Consider the following 15,506-nt stretch of genomic DNA (forward strand, 5'->3'; position numbering starts at 1 on the left):
AATGAGCCCAACATGACCGGTTGTAGTACCGCAGTCCTTCACCTTCTCACTTGCACCAGCCAGGCAGCGCAGCAGAAAGCACCAAAAGTCAACGTTGTACTTGCGTCCAACGGGGAAGCCCTTGTAGCGACTTTTCGTTTGCTCCTCTTGGGTGAAAGTATGATCTGTGTCCGGTGTCAGGTCTGAGCTGCAAAGCAGTCTTTCAAATCGCCAGTCTGCGGAATCGACGATCGGCCGGATTTGGCCGAGACCACCAGTTCGCTGAAGGTCCCGTAAAGCGGTCGTCGAAATCGTCGACGGCCGCTTTCGGCCGGCATCTGTGAATGAGTCCAGTCGGCCAAGAGCCGTCGTTCGTCGTCGCTCTTGCTCCCACATTCGACCGGCCGGTCGCCGCGTGAAAGCGGCCGTTCGATCGGCTAACACCATCGCAATTGCGCTTGCCGTCGAACCGGCTGAACTGAAATTGCTGCGCTCACTAGCGGGCGACGGCTTCGAGCGGAAAAACGCCAAACTGAGGCGCGGTACTCACCCAGGATTGCGTCACTTCCCATCCAGCAGATCTCGCGAGGTCTTCGAACGAATCGGTGGTGTACTTGTGCGAGTTCTCGGTGTGCATGCTTTCGGCGGCGTCGAAATGAATATCAAGATTCAACACGCGAACCGTCTGTTTTGCCTGGCTGACTAGATGCATCTCGATCCGCTTCAGATCATCGTTCGAGATGGCTGAATGAGCAAACGCGCCCAGTTCGAAATTTCCTTCCAGCTCGCGATTGATGCGGAGCAGGAGGTTCCGATTGAAACGTGCCGTGACCTCGCCTTCATCGTTGTAGGCAGACAGGAGCGCCGGCGGCGTCCTTGACTATGTCGACGCCGACAATGAGCTTTGCCTGACTGCCCAGGAGTTTCTTCGCCGAGCGCAGGAAGGCGATTGCGTCGTCGGGCTCGAAATTGCCTACTGTCGATCCAGGGAAGAAGCCGATCATGGTTTCGTCCCCGTGCATGTCGGGCGGTGTGATGTCCCGAGTGAAGTCGCCTGCGACTGGGCGGACGTCCAGCGCCGCGTAGGCGTCGGCGATGCGTTGCCGAGCCTGTTTCTGTGCCGCTGTACTGATATCGATCGGCACGCAGGTGTCGATCTGCCGGGCGGCATCGAGGACGATCCGGGTTTTTGTGCTCGCACCGCTGCCGAATTCGACCGGGGTGGCGTGGTCAGGAATCTCTGAGGCGAGCTGCGCTGCAATGTCCTTGAGCATGCCGTTTCCGTGCGCGTCGGGTAATACTCGGGGGTCGCGCAGATCGCTTCGAACAGCGCCGACCCTTGCGCATCGTAGAAATACTTGAAAGGCAGCGATTTGACCGGACGCGACAGACCTTCGAGAACATCGCGAGCAAACGCGTCCGTGCCGGACAACAGATCGTGTTCACCGTCACCATTGTCGGACGCAGTGTCCCGCGCGAGAGGCGGACGGCAAACTGGGCGTCCAGCCGCCTGCGGCACCGCGCTCCGCCGGCAGGGGCAGGAACCACGTGACAGTGAACAAGGCCGCGATGAGGAGAGCCAACAGCCAGAAAGCCAGGTGCAAGGGCCAGGGCGCGTATTAAGTGAGTGCGCCTCCGACGATGAGCGCGGCTGCGAAGCCGGCGGCCTGGGCAGCTGTGGCAACCACAGAGGCTCGCCGGGGCGCACCACCCTCGTTGAATTCGACCATCGCCGCCGTCGACGGTCCGGCGGTCAGGCCGACGCCGACACCCATGAATGCCCGGGCCAGGAAAAGCCATGAGATATCGTGCGCGAGCGCGAGGATCAGTGCGCCGAGGAAAGAGGCATTCAGACCGAGCAGCATCGTCGCCCGTCGGCCAATCTGGTCGGACAGGCCGCCGAACAGGATGAGCACGCTGACAACCGCGATCGGGTAGACAGCGAAGATTTCGGCTGTGGTCGTCGGGGTGAGATGCCATTCGCTTGCGTAGAGCCGGTACGTCATGGCGGGTGCAGCGCTGGTCCAGAGGGTATGAGCGACCACGCCAGCCGAGACCCAGAAACTGGCCCGGTGGCCAAGTGCGGCATGCGTCTATCGACGGGTGCTCCCGCTGTCTATCGCGGGGGCAGTCGGGCAGGCTGTATGGGTCATGGCCGTCTCCCCCGGTATCAGAGCTTGGAGCCGCCATCGACACGCAGCGTGTCACCCGTCACCCAGCGTGCCGCATCGGATGCGAGGAACAGGGCTGCGCCTGCGATGTCGTCGGGTTGCGCCACGCGCTTGAGGGCCTGCATGCCGAGGCTGAAGTCCCGCCCGGCATCGGTTTTGGCGAAGTTCGACATGTCAGTTTCAACAACGCCCGGCGCGATGGCGTTCACGCGAATGCCGCGCTCGCCGAGCGCTGCGGCGAAATGCTTGACCAGGGTGTCGATTGCTCCCTTACTCGCGGCGTAGGCTGACAGATTGCCAACCGAAGCGCGGGCTGCAAGTGAGGACAGCAGGACTACGCTACTGCCCTCGCCCAGCACGGGCAGCAGTTGCTGGACGAGGAAGTATGGGGCGCGCACATTGACGGCGAACAACCGGTCGAAGTCCTCTACAGTCGTTTCCGCGATTGACGAGGCCTTCGAGATGCCGGCATTCGCAACGAGAATGTTGAGACGCTCGCCAATCAGCCCGCGTACCTGACGGGCCAGTTCGTGAGGGCCGTTCGCCGCGCTCAGGTCTGCCGCGACCTTGTCGGCAGAACCACCCGACGCACGGATCGCCTCGACGACGGAATTCGCCGCCTTCTCGTCGCTGCCGAAGTGCACGATCACGCGCGCGCCTGCTGCTGCCAGAGCCTGAGCGGTTGCGCGGCCGATGCCGCGCGAAGCGCCCGTGACGAGTGCAGTTTTGCCGCGAAGATTAGTAGCCACGATTAACTCCTGTTGAATTCGGGATGAAATGTCGGTGTAACTGGCGACTCAGGAAAGGAACCTGGAAACGTCTTCCACGAAACGCTCGGGGTATTGATAGAGCGAGCCGTGATTGGCGTCCGGATAGATGATCAGTTGGGCATTCGGGATGTGCTGGCGCAGAATCAGCGAATTGACCGTGTAGATGATCACGTCGTTGTCACCATTGACGATCAGAGTTGGCTGGCTGAGTACAGACAGGTAGGCATATGGTTTGTCTTGCGGCGCGCCCCATTTCGCGAGTGCCGCGAGCTGAGCCGGTGCCACGGCTTCGTTGGCCGCTGGATCACGGTTCTCCGTGCGAAGGCGGAAGCGTTCGAGGAACGCACGTCCGGCCGTCTGGCTGGTTCCGGTCGGCGAGAAATGGACGCGCAGCCAGAGATGGTCCGGTTCGGCATAGCTCGCGCCGAAGATTTCCTGCGCTTCGGGCGTCAGCGAGGCCATACCTTCTCCGCTGCGCGGGCCGGTGCCGACGAGGATCAGGCGGCGAACCAGCGTGGGCTCCGCAATGGCGAGCGTCTGCGCAATCAGGCCACCCATCGAGAATCCCAGTACATCGACCTGTTCGAGACCGAGCGCACGGATGAATGCGGCAGCGTCGGCCGCCATTTCCTCGATCGATTCGGGAACGCTGCCCGAACTACTCGAAATGCCGGCGTTGTTGAACAGGATGACCTCACGTCCGACGGCCAGGCCGTCAGTTACGGCGGGGTCCCAGTGATCCATGGTGCCGGTGAAGTGGATGTTCATGACGAGCGGAACCCCCGCGCGATTGCCGAAGCGGCGATAGGCGAAGCGGATACCGTTTGCGTCGACGTACTGCGTCGGTGCGGTCTGGTGCGTCTGGCGGCTCATGATTGCGATCCTTTCAGAGGTAAGTTCAGCAGTTGTTTTCCGGTATGTTTCAGATGCATGGGGTGCCGCTTTTGAAATCCAGTCACGCGCCTGGAAATCTCGTCGGGCGCTGCTGATGGGTAATTTATGCGGTGGCTGGCAACAGGAAAAAGACTTTGTAGGCACGCGGCGATGCCTGACGGGTATGGGACGCGCATGGCTGCCGGTTGCCTGCGCAAATCAGGACGGAAAGCGTTCCCCGAACATGGGCAGGCCGCTGACCGATTGCGTCGCACTAGCCTCGTCCTGGAGCACGTCCCAGTGTTCGGCCAGCCTGCCATTCTCGAAACGCACGATATCGGCGGCAATCCACGAGGTTGGCCTGCCATTCCCGGAAAACCGGCCATGCGCAATCACGTAATCCCCTTCCGCCACCACGAGCTGGTTCTCGTAACGCAAGGTGGCAGGCAGGGTACGGATCAGGTCGAACAGTCCTTCGCGTCCAGGCGCGATGTGCGCGCTGTGCTGGATATAGGAATCCGACCAGAAACGCTCGGCGACAGCGTAGTCGCGCTGGTTGAAGAGCGTATCGAAGGCTTCGAGGAGCAGTGCCTTGTTCTGTGCGGGGGTGGTTGTGGTCATGTTGTTCTCCAGTGAGAATCAGAGCACTTCAAATACGCTGTACACGGGGCCGTAGGCGAAACGGTGGCCGAGGCCGATGGCCTGAATGCCGTTAAGCCATTCGTAGCGCCCGGCTGGCGCCTCGAACATGGGGTTGATGCGGAAGTAGTAACTTGCGGGGTCGACGACTTCTCCATGTTCCAGGCGTTGGATCACGTCGGCCGGACCATGCCGGACGCCGTGGTATGACATCAGCAGGTTGACGCCGTCGTCGGTGCGCAGCGTGAGGCGCACATCGTGCGTCGTGCCGGTATCGCCGCGCACGGTCTGCCAGTCGTTACTGCCGTCGAGCACGGTACCGGTGAGCCGGTCGCCTCCGAATGTGCCGGACTCAACGATGCCGACGCGGCGCAAGGCGCCCGGTGTCTGACCGACCGTCACGATTGGCTTGACGCCAAGACGGACCACGAACAGCGGCCGCGTCCGGACTTCCTTCATGACCGGGGGTAGATCGTCAAATTGGGGCGTATGGTTTGCGGACATGGTGTTGTCATCCCATCTGACGGGTTCATGCGGTCCTGCCGCCGTTGACGCGCAGGACTTCGCCGGTCATATAGCTGGCCTTGCCCGAACCGACGAAAGCGATGGCCTCGGCGATTTCCTCGGGCGTTCCGGCGCGTTTGAGCGGAACGCTCGACAGCATGGCGGCCTTGCGTTCGCTGGAGCCGGTCAGCCGGGTGAGCATCTCCGTATCGATGGGGCCGGGCGCGACGGCATTCACGCGCACGCCGGAGGCAGCGGCTTCCAATGCAGCGGACTTCGTGAGGCCTTCGACGGCATGCTTGGATGCGGTCCCATTGTCTATACTGGTTTTCAGTCGAAACAAACTGAGGAAACCAGATGCTTAGGCGCGTCACCCGATCCCGGAATCCAGCCGCCATCGTCTATGACGGGCCTGTCTACTCGTACGTCCGGTTCAGCTCGAAGCCGCAGGCGGCCGGCACCAGCAAGCAGCGGCAGGAGGACTACGCCGCCAAGTGGGCAGCGGACAACAATCTCGTGCTCGATACCTCGCTGCACCTGTTCGACGCGGCCAGAAGCGCGTTCAAGGGCGACCATCTGAAGGGCGCGCTCGGGCTGTTCATGGAACAGATCAAGGACGGCGGCAGCGTCCGGCCCGGTTCAACGCTGATCGTCGAGGCGTGGGATCGTTTCTCGCGGCAGACTCCGCTTCAGGCTCTGGCGTTGCTCGGCGATATTATCGACCGTGGCATTCGCGTCGTTACCTCAGTCAACGGCAAAGTCTGGACGCCTGAAATCATCGCGGAGAACGAATTTTCGTTGCTGGAAGTCCTCATCGATATGGCTCGCGCCTATGGCGAAAGCAAGCGCAAGAGCGGTCTGATTCAGGAGGCGTATGTGAAGAAATGTCAGGCTTGGGAACGGGGCGCTCGTCACGGCGACAAGGAACTAAAAGGACTGATCGGCGCTCCGCATACCGATCCGGAATGGGTGACGTTCAATTATGACTCGATGCGCTTCGAACTCGTGCCCGACAAGGCGGAGGCAACGCGCCGCATGGTCGATCTTTACTGCGAGGGATACGGCGCAATGGCGATCGCCCGCAAGATGCGCGATGAAGGTTTCGAGTTTGGCGGACGCTTTCCAACGAATCGCGTCAGCCGTGTCGCCGCGAATCGTGGACTCATGGGCGACAAGGTCATCGTCTCCAAGGGTCAGACGTTCACGCTCGAAGGCTACTATGGTGACGCTGCGCTGATTACAGCGGAAAAGTTCGAACAGCTACGGCACGTCGTTTCGCTTCGCGGGAAGCGCCGGGTAAAAAGCCAAGTGCCCGGGCTACTCACTGGTTTGAACCTCACGTATTGCGGCCACTGCGGATCGCTGATGGTTTCGCATAGTCAACTCAAGGAAGCAAACAAGCTGCCTGACGGCACCTATCGGCTCGGCGCGCGCCGCCTTCGCTGCGGCAGCTATTACAGACTCGGGCAGCGGTGCAGCGGTGGCGAATCCTGCTCGGTGCAACCGGTCGAGCACGCGCTTATGACGTACTGCTCGGACCAGATGAACCTCGACCGTCTGCTCGCCACTACGGGCAAGCCTGACCCACGTACGGCCACGCTCGCGAATCAGCGCGCACAGCTAGAGAAAGTCGACGCTCGACTCGCTGAAATTCAACAGGCGATGGAGAGCGGCGCGGGTAGCATCGCCACGCTTTCAAAGGCGGCAGAGAAACTGGAGAACGAGCAGCGCGAGCAGCGCGACAAGGTTTCAGCGCTTCAACGTGAGCTATCGGTGGTGCAGCGCACCAAGCAATCCACCGCTGATGCCTGGGCGGCATTGATCGAGGATGTGAGACTGCTCGACCCTGACGCGCGCATGAAGGCCCGCCAACTGGTAGCGGATACGTTCGAGCGGATCGAAGTTTATATGAAGGGCCTGAACTTTGACCAGCCGAAGGTCGTGCGCCTGCATCTGCTCTCGAAAAGCGGGCAGACGCAGGAGATCGAGATCGACCACGTGACGGGCGAACGTATCGACGAACAGCGCTTTGCAATCAGGGAGATCGAGGCGAAGCAGAAACCGGCGCGCGCGCCTCGTACGCGCGCTGGACAGTGAGCTGCGGCGGCCCTTCACTCTAAAAGTCCGGACACAATCGGCAGATGATGTCCGATCGTCCGGCTCAGTTCGGCCAAGACCCGACTGTCGCCCCCGAGATTGATTTCATAACTTACCGCCTACACCGTCAATTAGCTGGCCCATTATTGGGTGCTTTGTATTTCCCGTATGTTGCATCATAAGACAAACCTAACATTGTCACGCCATTGCAAACCGCGGTGAAATTATTGATAGCATGACCAACATTAGAAGCGATTTTCTTTGGATCGAGATCATCGAAAGGACTTGGCCGAATAGCAAAAAAAAACTCCGCAACGCAAATCTGAACCTTAGAGATCTGCTCATCCGCGTATTTGATGGAAAATGTTTGATTGTTCGGGCATTCAATTTTTTTCCGCTGCAATCCTGCATTCGGAGCATCGATCACTTTGCCCGAATCAACGCAGTCAGAAATTCTCCACGCGCCGACGCGCATAAGACTCGCACTGACCTGAAACGCGCCACCTAGACCATAAGGCATGGCCTGTCGTATGCGAGGGGTCTCTATTGCGAGCTTGCTGTCAAGATCGCGCCTAGCCTTCCAAAAAATCTCTCTGTCCTCATCTAGCCGCTTACTGTCTGCGTTCGAAGTAAGGTCACCATCCACTACGGCCGCTGCATTTAGATAATCGTCGAATGCCTGATTCGTGGTATCGATTGACAGACGAACCTCATCCATGGTTTTTCGCATCGCTTCCTGTTCATGTTGCTCTCGTTGATAACGCTCCGAAAGCCATGTTCCAACCAATCCGGTGAATACAAAAGCGGTGATCGTCAAGATAAACGGATGTCTGACGATGGGGTCCGCACGCTCGAAATACGTCCGCCGATCGGCGCTTACTATCGTGAAGCCAATTTTTCTAAGTGTCCGAGGGAGGCGACGTTTGAGCATATATTTGAGTGATTTTGATTGATCATCCGAAAATTGTATGCGCAAAGCGCGATCAACGGTCAACTCTGAACGTCTGCCTATGACTGTCATATCGAGTTTCGACTTCGACACTTTATCGGCCAGTCTTCTGATACAGCCCGTCGGGCGACGAGATGATCGTCCGGAACGGCTCGCCCTTCAGATAGCGGCGATACGCGAGTATGGCAATGTCCCAAATCTCGCGCGCGACCTCCGGACCGCTGTCCAGTATGTTCCCGTCCTTATCGATGATCGCGAGCGTCGCAGGCTCGCCGCGCTCGGTTAGGAACGCGTAGCGGTCCCACGCGCGAGCGCTGACAATCGAGTGCTTCAGTATCGGCGCGCTGTCCGGGTCGTGTTCAATCTGATCTTCTCTCATCATTCGTCTCCCTGATCTACCAGTTCGCCGGATCGATGCACGCGGAATCGCCCCACGTGCAGACGCCGCACATTGACCCGTGATAGACGACCTTGCCGGCGCGAACACCAGTGACGCACGGCGACTGCCCGCAGACTTCGCACTGTCGCCCGTAGTCGGGCACCCAGGCATCGACCAGCAACGAATTGTCGGCGGGCGCGGGCTCGACGGGGCGCAGCTTCTCGCACGCCTTGCGACTACGCGAGGACATCGCTCGCCTCGTGCTCGACGAGACGTTCAGGCGTCACATGCGCTGCCTGACCGTCTGACGCTTCGGGCTCGACTATTCCCTCGTACCGATCGATGACAGCGGCGCTCAGCCCGAACATATCGGCGCAGTCGCGCAGCACGAGAGGCCAGAGCCGCGGCGCGCCGCAGTCGTGGACCACCATCAGCCGCGTCAGCAACGTGCAGTTCGCGAGCAGGAAGTCGCAAAAAAGCTCGTGATGCGCGGTCCGGAACTCCGGCTTGCCGAGCAGCCAGAACAGACCGGTGATGCGGCTATGCTCGAACGCCGCGCTATAGACGGCATCGGGGATGATGCAGCCAACGGCGCACGCGCGGCCCTTCGCGCTGCGGTAGAGACAGTCGCCCGTAAGTCGGTGCGTGCTGCGCGCGCCCTGCGCGAGCAGATGCTGCGCGATGTGATCGAACACGGCCTGCGTATCCATGCGCGCAAGCTCGTCGATGGTCGGATAGCGCGTTACCATGCCAGTTCCTCAGGTTCGAGCGGGACCACGATCGCGCCCGCAGGTTTGAACGCGAGCACTTGCGAGAGGTCGAGCAGATACGCGGGCGACGGCGCGCGACGCTGGCCGAATGGCACGGGCGGCGTGCTCGGCCGATCGTCGCAGAATGCCTTGTCGATGACGGTCTCCCGCAGGCCGTGCTTCTGCGCGATCATCCGCAGCGCGACGGGCCACTCATGCGGCGCGCGCGCGTCGTGCGTGCCCTGCAGGTCACGCAGCAACGGCATGTGCTCGAACAGGAACTGCGCGAACTGCCCGCCGTGCGGCGTCTCGTAAAGCATCGCGACGAGATCGCGCACGCCGAAAAATTCGAGGCTCGGAGAATAGACCTCATCGGGCAGCAGCCAGCCGATCGCGCAGCGCTTGCCATCGGGCGCGCGGTACATGCACTTCGCAGTACCCGGCAACGTCGCCTGCGCGTTCTGCCTGAGCAGATGCCAGGCGACGATATCGAAAACGTCCTGCGCGTCGAGTGTCAGCAGGTAAGCGGTCGTCAGTCTCATGGTTCAATCCTCCTCGTCGTCGGCGGCACTATCAATGGCGTTCGTCAGATCGGTCGTGGCGGGCACCTCGTGCTTCAGCAGGGCGACGAGCTTCGCCGTTTCGTCAGGCGTCGGCAGAAGCTGTACGCGCGCGACACAGGCACACGTGCCGCCTTCCTTGCGCGAGACGGTGAGCTTGCCGAATACCGAATCGGGAAAATTCAGATCGCCTTTGCCGCGTCCGTTTCCAAGGTGCAGATGCAGACCGACCGACGACCATTCGCCAAGCCACTTCAGCGTGCCGAGTTGCGGGAAGCGGACACGCGTGAAAGGCTGACCATTAGCACCGAGAAGGTCGGGATCGTTCGGCGCTTCGTACAGCGCATCGCGCAGGCCGACAGCGAGCGAATCCAGCGACGTGTTCGGGAGATCAAAGCCGATCTTGACGTCGACCGCCGTGCGCTCCTCGTCGCCGCGCATTTCTGATCTCACGTTCAAATGCAAAATTTTTACCTTGTGTTTCGCCAGCGCAATCATTGATAACTCCCAAGGCTGAACAACACCACCAGCACCGCGACCAGCACGGCGGCCCAGAAGCAGTTTTCGAAGAAATTTTTCATTGCCGTTCTCTCATGACGGCTCGTCGGGGTCGACCTCGAACTCGGCGGCGCGCGCGCGATAGAGCGCCTCAAGCTCCGCGCGCTGCTCCTGCGCATTGACGTTCCTGATGAGGTCCGCCGCATCGTTTAGCGCTTCGATCGTTTTTGCAGCTTTAAGTGCATCCGCGACTTCAGCGTAGGACGCAACGGGCAGATTGTCGGTCGCGGCAGCGCGCGAGGCGCTGGCTTTCTTTTTCGCGCCGGCTTTCATGCGCGACTTGAGCGCGGCCGTGGCCGAACCTTTGGGCGCGCTCCCGCCTTGCTCGCCGCTCGCGTCGTCGGCGTTTGCCTCGCCCTTATCGAACCATTCGCCGGGCTCGCTCATACCGTCGCGCAACGACGCATAGATGCGCTTCAGGCTGACGACCTGCGCCGGCGTAATGGCATCGAGCCGCCGCTGAATGCGCTGCTCGATCTGCTCTTTCGTCACGCTGAACGCGGCGAATGCGTCGACCATCTTCGCCATTGCCTCGGGACTGGTGTCCGCTTTCGCCTTGAGCGTCACGTCTGCCTGATCCATCGCGGAGTCAACGACATCGCGCGGAATCACGCCCTCAAGGCATTTGCGCAATCGACGCTGCGCCATGTTCGCGGTCAGCTCGTAAATGTCGCGCTCGTCCTTCAGTTCGTACCCGCCCTGACGCGTATCGCGCCAGTGCGAAACCGGAAAGCAGATCGTCTTGCGTGCCCCGGTCTGCATGTCGATTGCACGCGATTCGACTTCTGAATAGCCGACGCCGCGCGCATCGAACCCACGCGAGACGACGCGCCACGCCATATCGATGTTTCCCCACGCAGTGGCGATTGCTTCGAGCGCGTGAATACTTGGACCGCGAATGTCAGTGCCGCCGCGCGCAAACTGGTACTGCGCGACCTCAGCGAGTTGCGCACTCGTAAAGGCGAGGAGGATCGAATCCATCGCACGCACGGGGTCGCGCGGAAAGTGCCGCGCCATCGTGTACGCAACCTGAAGGTCCGCGAGTTCGCGGGCCTGATTCTGGCGCGCGCCCGCAGTCTCCGCAGGCGCGTTCGAGCGTCCCGCGAATGGCGATTCCACAAGCTCATTCATTGACTCGCTCCTTTACGTGCGCTGAACCTGAAGTCGACATAGCTGGTAGGCTCGACGGTGTACCCGTCGCGCTTGACGAGCTTGCGCGTATAGCCGCCGCCGTTCGGCAGCAGGCCGACCGATGCCTCGCCCATCAGATGCAGGATGCGGGCTTTTGCGGCCTTCGCGCCTTGCTCCATCAACTCGGCCTGTTCCTCGAAATCGAGACGGCAGTAATGAAGCGCCTCGGCTTCAGCAGGAAGGTTGACCGTTTCGCCAGACGTGCCGGGATACAGTTTTTTCAGGAGCGGAATGGCGCTCTTGTGGCGGTAATCGAGCGGTGGCGGGTCCTCGTTTCTGACGCGCTCCCAGAACTCTGCTTCGCTCTGTTCGAGGATGTCGATCATTTCCTCGTCGCGCTCGATGCGGTAAATTTTCAAGCTATTGCCGCCAACGCAAGCCGCGAGCACCCACGCGTCATAGCCACTAACGCTCAAATAGTGCAAGCACTGCAGGTAGTGCTCGCGCGGAATTGCATCGCCGAACTCTGGGCCCCATTCGTCGTTACGATAGGTCAGTGCGTCAACGTTCTTTGCTTCGAAGCCGACGCGTTGGCCGTCGATCGTTCTATCGTATGAGCCGATCATCCACGGAAGGCGCGGATGTTTCGCGAGCTTGTTATGCCGCCGCAATTTAACGGAATAGCGCTCAGCGTAAGCAGTCGCGATGACGTCCTCGATCAATTGACCGAAGCGCATACGCTCCGCCGCATCCGGCGAGACAAGCATCCCCCCAGGAATGAGTTCGAGCTTTTCCTGATAAAGCTGAAACGCCGTCTTATAGCGCGACTCGCCGAGCGCTGCTGCCGCGTCGCTGCCGCCGAGGCCTTTCTTTCGCTGGGCCAGCCATTGTTCGCGAGCGTTCATGCCTGCTCTCCCTGATCGCGAGACGCAGCGCGCGCGAGACGGTATCGCTGCAACTCGGCTGCGTGCTCGAAGCAGCCAGTGCCCATTGCGGTCAATTCAGCTTCCTTCTCGATGATCTGCTCGTCGGTCATATCCTCGATCGGGACAGAAACGGTGGTGCCGTCCTCCTCGATCAGATATTCCTTCTGAACACGCGTGAAACCGGGCAGCACGAGTTGTTCGTCGGGCACGATCGAGGTCGAGAGCTTCGCGCGGCCAAGGCGCTTGCCGACCATTGAGCGCACGTAACCGCGCGAGCAGACGAGATAGAATTCGCATTCCTCGCCTTCCAGCGCGACGTGGCGCTGCATGACGGCCTCAGTGATCCAGTCGGGGTGCTTCTTGCCGACTGTGAGCACGATTACCTCATCAATCTCGCGGTTAAGATCATTGCTGTTGAACACGATCGTTACTCCGGTAAGTTGACGGCGAACTGATCGAGCCAGGCATCAATGACGGCAATGCGATCTCGAATAGACTTGCGCTCGTGCGGCTGAAGCGCGCGCGCGACTCGCGCCGCGTCCTGCGTTTCGCACAGTTCCGCGAGACGCGCGACCGCGCCCTGAAAGCGTGTTGCATTCGCGTAGTCCTCAGGCGGGATACCGCCAAGATCGACAAGCGGCCGGATTTTCTTGCCTTGCTCGGCGAGCGTCGTGATGGTCGGCGGTGCATCACTCTCGACCTGCCGCTCGAACTCGGCTCTCGGTACTGCCGCGACGCGCAGAGCCGTCTTGCGTTGGTGCGGCGACATATTCGCGTCAGCCGCCGCCTGTTCGCGCGTCAACTTCGGGCAGTCGCCTGCCCGAGGTTCGATATCGCTACGCGTCCCCGTTGCCGGTGGGACTGTGGCGAGCAGTTCGCCGCAGCGCCTCGTTGCGCGTGCCTGAATGCGTACGGCCATCTTTTGCAGCCGGTCGTCTCGCGACTGGCGCGCGTACGAGGCGAGCGCCATCGCCTTGTCCGCCCACGCCTGGCACTCGTCAATGGCGGTCGCCTTTTCCAGCGCCATGACAGCGCTCTGATAGGTATCCGGCAGGCGCGCGTCGCTGATCGCTGGAAGCGTCGCCATCGTTATTGCGGTCATATCCACTCTCCATCGATCGAGGCGCGCAGTTGCCCGCGCGCTATTCAGCGCTGCAAAGTTTCTCGACTGCGAATGCGATCAGACCATCGAGGCAGGCGCGACCGCCTTCGTGCAACACGTCCATGTGCATGACGTCGCCGGCCGCGCGCGCAGCGAAGATCGCCGCCGCTACGAAAGTCACCCGACGCATCCATGCAATGCGACGTCGCGCTGCCACGGTCGGCGCGCTGTGACGACCGCACAATGCGGCCATCAAAAATTCCCTCAACTTCATTTGTTCACCTCTTTCTGTTACGCGCTGCGCCCTCCAGACGCCTGCGTAGTTGCATTACCTGATGCACCGGCTCGCGGTGCGAGGCACGCGAGAGGTAAATCAGAACGGACCGTTGCCAATTGCCGTGCGCGGCTCGTCGTAGTGGTAACGCTGTCGCCACCACGCGCGACGCAGCGCCTTCGGGACCGTGCGCAGTACGCGGCGATAGCTCATCGGCGCGCGACTCGCGAATCGATAGCAGGTCATTTGAAGCGCCCACCTTCGCCAGAAGCGATCACGTAGCCATGCTCATTCAAGCGGATGCGCTCCAGCCGGGAGACGAGCGGATGCGCGTCGAGGCTGATGCTGTCCGATACGTCGAGTGCGCGAGCGAGTACCGCCGTTGCATCGAAGCCGCGAACCTCGCGCAGCATGCGTCCATCGACCGTATGGCGGACGATCACCCGCACGCCGACAAACGCGCCGGGCATCAGACATGAATGCGGTTTCATGCGACCTCCGGACCGTCTGCGCGCAGCGTGCGGCCGGCCTGCGCGAGCGCGTCGCGCACTTCGAGGAGCGAACGGGGACCGAAGCCGGGAAGCTGTAGCAAGTCCTTTGCGCTACGTGCGCACAACTCCTCGAGCCGACAGATGCCGGACGCGCCGAGGCGATTCGCTACGCGCAGATTCAGGCCGATATTCGCGAGTTCATGAAGGTCGGTCATGACTGCTCCTTGCGCACACGGACTGTCGCGCGATAACTGCCTGTCTCGATATCGAGGAACGGCCCTTCGACTTCGGGGCAGACCTCGACCGGCAACGAGTTTTTCAGGTCGAGCGCCCAGTCGTTCACCGCGTCGAATTGCACGCCCGTAACCGTCGCACGACGCGCGCCGTATTCGTCCCGATCGAACTCGACGGCGATGCCGGTATAAATCGATTTATTCAATTTATATTCCATATTCTTTTGAATTTACCGATTGAATGGCTGATGTAACTTCAGCGTAGTCAATTCATTTTCTTTCGCAAGTGAGGGGCGGCGCTTCACGAGCGTTTTAAGGATCGGACTAACTAGAGATACGACAACATAATCGGCAAAACAGAAAAGTCTTTAGAAACAACGAAAACTAGCCTTTACGCGCCCCGCGCGCGCCCCACTCGCGCCCCGCACGCGCCCCGCACGCGCCAAAACCGGTGCAAACCCTAAGCGGGAAATCACCTGGGCATTCGGGATTTAATGCGAAATGACCGTTGGCAAAACGAGAATTACGGGTCTATGATTTCTGGAGTCGCCAACGTTTGCATGGCGACCTGAGAGGCAATATGGATCGCCGCATCCAGATGACTAACCCGGTGCCGCCGCAACTGGCGGCGCTTCAGACCGCGATCGAGCTTGCTGGATCGCGGCGGGAACTGGCGCGCCGCATCGCCCGCCACGTGCCTTGTACGGCCGGTCGCCTCGATATGTGGTTCCACAGAAAAAGCCCCGTCCCGGTGGAGATCGCGCCGTTCATTTCGGCAGCGGTCGACGGAGCAGTCTCAGTATTTGAGCTTTGTCCTGAGTACAGCAAAGGCTGGAGGATGCTTAAAGAATTGCTGAACTCGGAGGAGCCAATACGCGAGACGGCCTAAGCTCCGCCACAGTATCGGTCTCACCGTCGCATTAGGACGTGTAAAGAGATACCGATAGGAGTCAGTTGAAGTCATTTTGGGCCTAGCGTTTGGACGCTCGGGGCCCTTTTGCATTCATTCGTCCCGAAAAAAAGGCGCCGGAGGAGCTAACTCCAGCGCCTCAGTCTTTCCCGACTCAGTGAATCGGGTAAAGAGGACGAGTAAAAGGTATCACGAGTTTCTCAAACAGGGA

Annotated in this window: 21 protein-coding genes and 3 pseudogenes; 2 read left to right on the top strand and 22 right to left on the bottom strand. The window is 60.5% G+C overall.

Going from position 1 to position 15,506, the window contains the following annotated elements:
• Nucleotides 1-475: 475 nt before the first annotated feature.
• The 8 genes and pseudogenes from ACLFKU_RS34095 to ACLFKU_RS34130 form a co-directional block, all read right to left on the bottom strand.
• Nucleotides 476-838, bottom strand: a complete 363-nt coding sequence (locus tag ACLFKU_RS34095; RefSeq protein WP_410852127.1) for an L-histidine N(alpha)-methyltransferase — start codon at nucleotides 836-838, stop codon at nucleotides 476-478.
• A pseudogene (locus tag ACLFKU_RS34100) lies at nucleotides 819-1,690 on the bottom strand (L-histidine N(alpha)-methyltransferase). The gene ACLFKU_RS34095 and the pseudogene ACLFKU_RS34100 overlap by 20 nt, the downstream one beginning before the upstream one ends.
• Nucleotides 1,599-2,051, bottom strand: a pseudogene (locus tag ACLFKU_RS34105) (MFS transporter); the annotation flags it as partial. The pseudogenes ACLFKU_RS34100 and ACLFKU_RS34105, both read right to left, overlap by 92 nt.
• Nucleotides 2,052-2,149: 98 nt before the next feature.
• Nucleotides 2,150-2,899 carry an SDR family NAD(P)-dependent oxidoreductase gene (locus tag ACLFKU_RS34110; protein WP_410852059.1) on the bottom strand — a complete coding sequence of 250 codons (750 nt, stop codon included), beginning with the start codon at nucleotides 2,897-2,899 and terminating at the stop codon, nucleotides 2,150-2,152.
• Between the two features lie 48 nt (nucleotides 2,900-2,947).
• On the bottom strand, nucleotides 2,948-3,793 hold the full coding sequence (locus ACLFKU_RS34115) for an alpha/beta fold hydrolase (RefSeq protein ID WP_410852128.1): 846 nt from the start codon (nucleotides 3,791-3,793) through the stop codon (nucleotides 2,948-2,950).
• 219 nt (nucleotides 3,794-4,012) lie between these two features.
• Nucleotides 4,013-4,414: a nuclear transport factor 2 family protein gene (locus ACLFKU_RS34120; protein ID WP_410852060.1), complete on the bottom strand. Its 402-nt coding sequence runs from the start codon at nucleotides 4,412-4,414 to the stop codon at nucleotides 4,013-4,015.
• An 18-nt stretch (nucleotides 4,415-4,432) separates the two neighbouring features.
• Entirely contained in the window at nucleotides 4,433-4,936 is a 504-nt protein-coding gene (locus tag ACLFKU_RS34125; RefSeq protein WP_410852061.1) for a DUF3237 domain-containing protein, read from the bottom strand.
• Between the two features lie 25 nt (nucleotides 4,937-4,961).
• Nucleotides 4,962-5,243 (bottom strand): annotated as a pseudogene (locus ACLFKU_RS34130) (SDR family NAD(P)-dependent oxidoreductase); the annotation flags it as partial.
• A 50-nt stretch (nucleotides 5,244-5,293) separates the two neighbouring features.
• Between ACLFKU_RS34130 and ACLFKU_RS34135 the strand changes: the two are divergent.
• Entirely contained in the window at nucleotides 5,294-7,033 is a 1,740-nt protein-coding gene (locus ACLFKU_RS34135; protein ID WP_410852062.1) for a recombinase family protein, read from the top strand.
• A 127-nt stretch (nucleotides 7,034-7,160) separates the two neighbouring features.
• On the opposite strand, the gene ACLFKU_RS34140 is transcribed toward ACLFKU_RS34135, so the two are convergent.
• The 14 genes from ACLFKU_RS34140 to ACLFKU_RS34205 all read right to left on the bottom strand — a co-directional run bounded on the left by ACLFKU_RS34140 (nucleotide 7,161) and on the right by ACLFKU_RS34205 (nucleotide 14,591).
• Nucleotides 7,161-8,075: a hypothetical protein gene (locus ACLFKU_RS34140; protein ID WP_410852063.1), complete on the bottom strand. Its 915-nt coding sequence runs from the start codon at nucleotides 8,073-8,075 to the stop codon at nucleotides 7,161-7,163.
• Nucleotide 8,076: 1 nt separating this feature from the next.
• A complete protein-coding gene (locus ACLFKU_RS34145) occupies nucleotides 8,077-8,361 on the bottom strand; it encodes a hypothetical protein (RefSeq protein ID WP_410852064.1) in 285 nt (94 codons plus the stop codon).
• A 16-nt stretch (nucleotides 8,362-8,377) separates the two neighbouring features.
• Nucleotides 8,378-8,611 carry a hypothetical protein gene (locus ACLFKU_RS34150; RefSeq protein WP_410852065.1) on the bottom strand — a complete coding sequence of 78 codons (234 nt, stop codon included), beginning with the start codon at nucleotides 8,609-8,611 and terminating at the stop codon, nucleotides 8,378-8,380.
• Nucleotides 8,598-9,110, bottom strand: coding sequence for a hypothetical protein (locus tag ACLFKU_RS34155; protein WP_410852066.1), 513 nt, complete (start codon nucleotides 9,108-9,110; stop codon nucleotides 8,598-8,600). The genes ACLFKU_RS34150 and ACLFKU_RS34155 overlap by 14 nt, the downstream gene beginning before the upstream one ends.
• Complete coding sequence (locus tag ACLFKU_RS34160; RefSeq protein WP_410852067.1) at nucleotides 9,104-9,652, bottom strand: hypothetical protein; 549 nt, start codon at nucleotides 9,650-9,652, stop codon at nucleotides 9,104-9,106. The genes ACLFKU_RS34155 and ACLFKU_RS34160 overlap by 7 nt, the downstream gene beginning before the upstream one ends.
• A 3-nt stretch (nucleotides 9,653-9,655) precedes the next feature.
• Nucleotides 9,656-10,111, bottom strand: coding sequence for a hypothetical protein (locus ACLFKU_RS34165; protein ID WP_410852068.1), 456 nt, complete (start codon nucleotides 10,109-10,111; stop codon nucleotides 9,656-9,658).
• Nucleotides 10,112-10,261: 150 nt separating this feature from the next.
• Nucleotides 10,262-11,359: a hypothetical protein gene (locus ACLFKU_RS34170; protein ID WP_410852069.1), complete on the bottom strand. Its 1,098-nt coding sequence runs from the start codon at nucleotides 11,357-11,359 to the stop codon at nucleotides 10,262-10,264.
• A complete protein-coding gene (locus tag ACLFKU_RS34175) occupies nucleotides 11,356-12,264 on the bottom strand; it encodes a YqaJ viral recombinase family protein (RefSeq protein ID WP_410852070.1) in 909 nt (302 codons plus the stop codon). Before ACLFKU_RS34175 ends, ACLFKU_RS34170 begins: the two co-directional genes overlap by 4 nt.
• The gene (locus ACLFKU_RS34180) at nucleotides 12,261-12,707 is read right to left on the bottom strand and encodes a hypothetical protein (RefSeq protein ID WP_410852071.1); all 447 of its coding nucleotides are present in this window, start codon (nucleotides 12,705-12,707) and stop codon (nucleotides 12,261-12,263) included. Before ACLFKU_RS34180 ends, ACLFKU_RS34175 begins: the two co-directional genes overlap by 4 nt.
• A 5-nt stretch (nucleotides 12,708-12,712) precedes the next feature.
• Nucleotides 12,713-13,387 carry a hypothetical protein gene (locus tag ACLFKU_RS34185; RefSeq protein ID WP_410852072.1) on the bottom strand — a complete coding sequence of 225 codons (675 nt, stop codon included), beginning with the start codon at nucleotides 13,385-13,387 and terminating at the stop codon, nucleotides 12,713-12,715.
• 373 nt (nucleotides 13,388-13,760) lie between these two features.
• Nucleotides 13,761-13,907, bottom strand: a complete 147-nt coding sequence (locus ACLFKU_RS34190; RefSeq protein WP_410852073.1) for a hypothetical protein — start codon at nucleotides 13,905-13,907, stop codon at nucleotides 13,761-13,763.
• Entirely contained in the window at nucleotides 13,904-14,152 is a 249-nt protein-coding gene (locus tag ACLFKU_RS34195) for a hypothetical protein (protein WP_410852074.1), read from the bottom strand. The genes ACLFKU_RS34190 and ACLFKU_RS34195 overlap by 4 nt, the downstream gene beginning before the upstream one ends.
• On the bottom strand, nucleotides 14,149-14,367 hold the full coding sequence (locus tag ACLFKU_RS34200; RefSeq protein WP_410852075.1) for a DNA-directed RNA polymerase subunit alpha C-terminal domain-containing protein: 219 nt from the start codon (nucleotides 14,365-14,367) through the stop codon (nucleotides 14,149-14,151). The genes ACLFKU_RS34195 and ACLFKU_RS34200 overlap by 4 nt, the downstream gene beginning before the upstream one ends.
• Nucleotides 14,364-14,591 carry a hypothetical protein gene (locus tag ACLFKU_RS34205; protein ID WP_410852076.1) on the bottom strand — a complete coding sequence of 76 codons (228 nt, stop codon included), beginning with the start codon at nucleotides 14,589-14,591 and terminating at the stop codon, nucleotides 14,364-14,366. The genes ACLFKU_RS34200 and ACLFKU_RS34205 overlap by 4 nt, the downstream gene beginning before the upstream one ends.
• Nucleotides 14,592-14,965: 374 nt before the next feature.
• On the opposite strand from ACLFKU_RS34205, the gene ACLFKU_RS34210 reads away from it, so the two are divergent.
• Nucleotides 14,966-15,274 (top strand): hypothetical protein, encoded by a 309-nt coding sequence (locus ACLFKU_RS34210; protein WP_410852077.1) that lies wholly within the window; start codon nucleotides 14,966-14,968, stop codon nucleotides 15,272-15,274.
• The last annotated feature ends 232 nt before the right edge of the window (nucleotides 15,275-15,506 follow it).

It is taken from the genome of Paraburkholderia sp. EG304 (genome assembly GCF_046543485.1).
Classification (GTDB): domain Bacteria; phylum Pseudomonadota; class Gammaproteobacteria; order Burkholderiales; family Burkholderiaceae; genus Paraburkholderia; species Paraburkholderia youngii.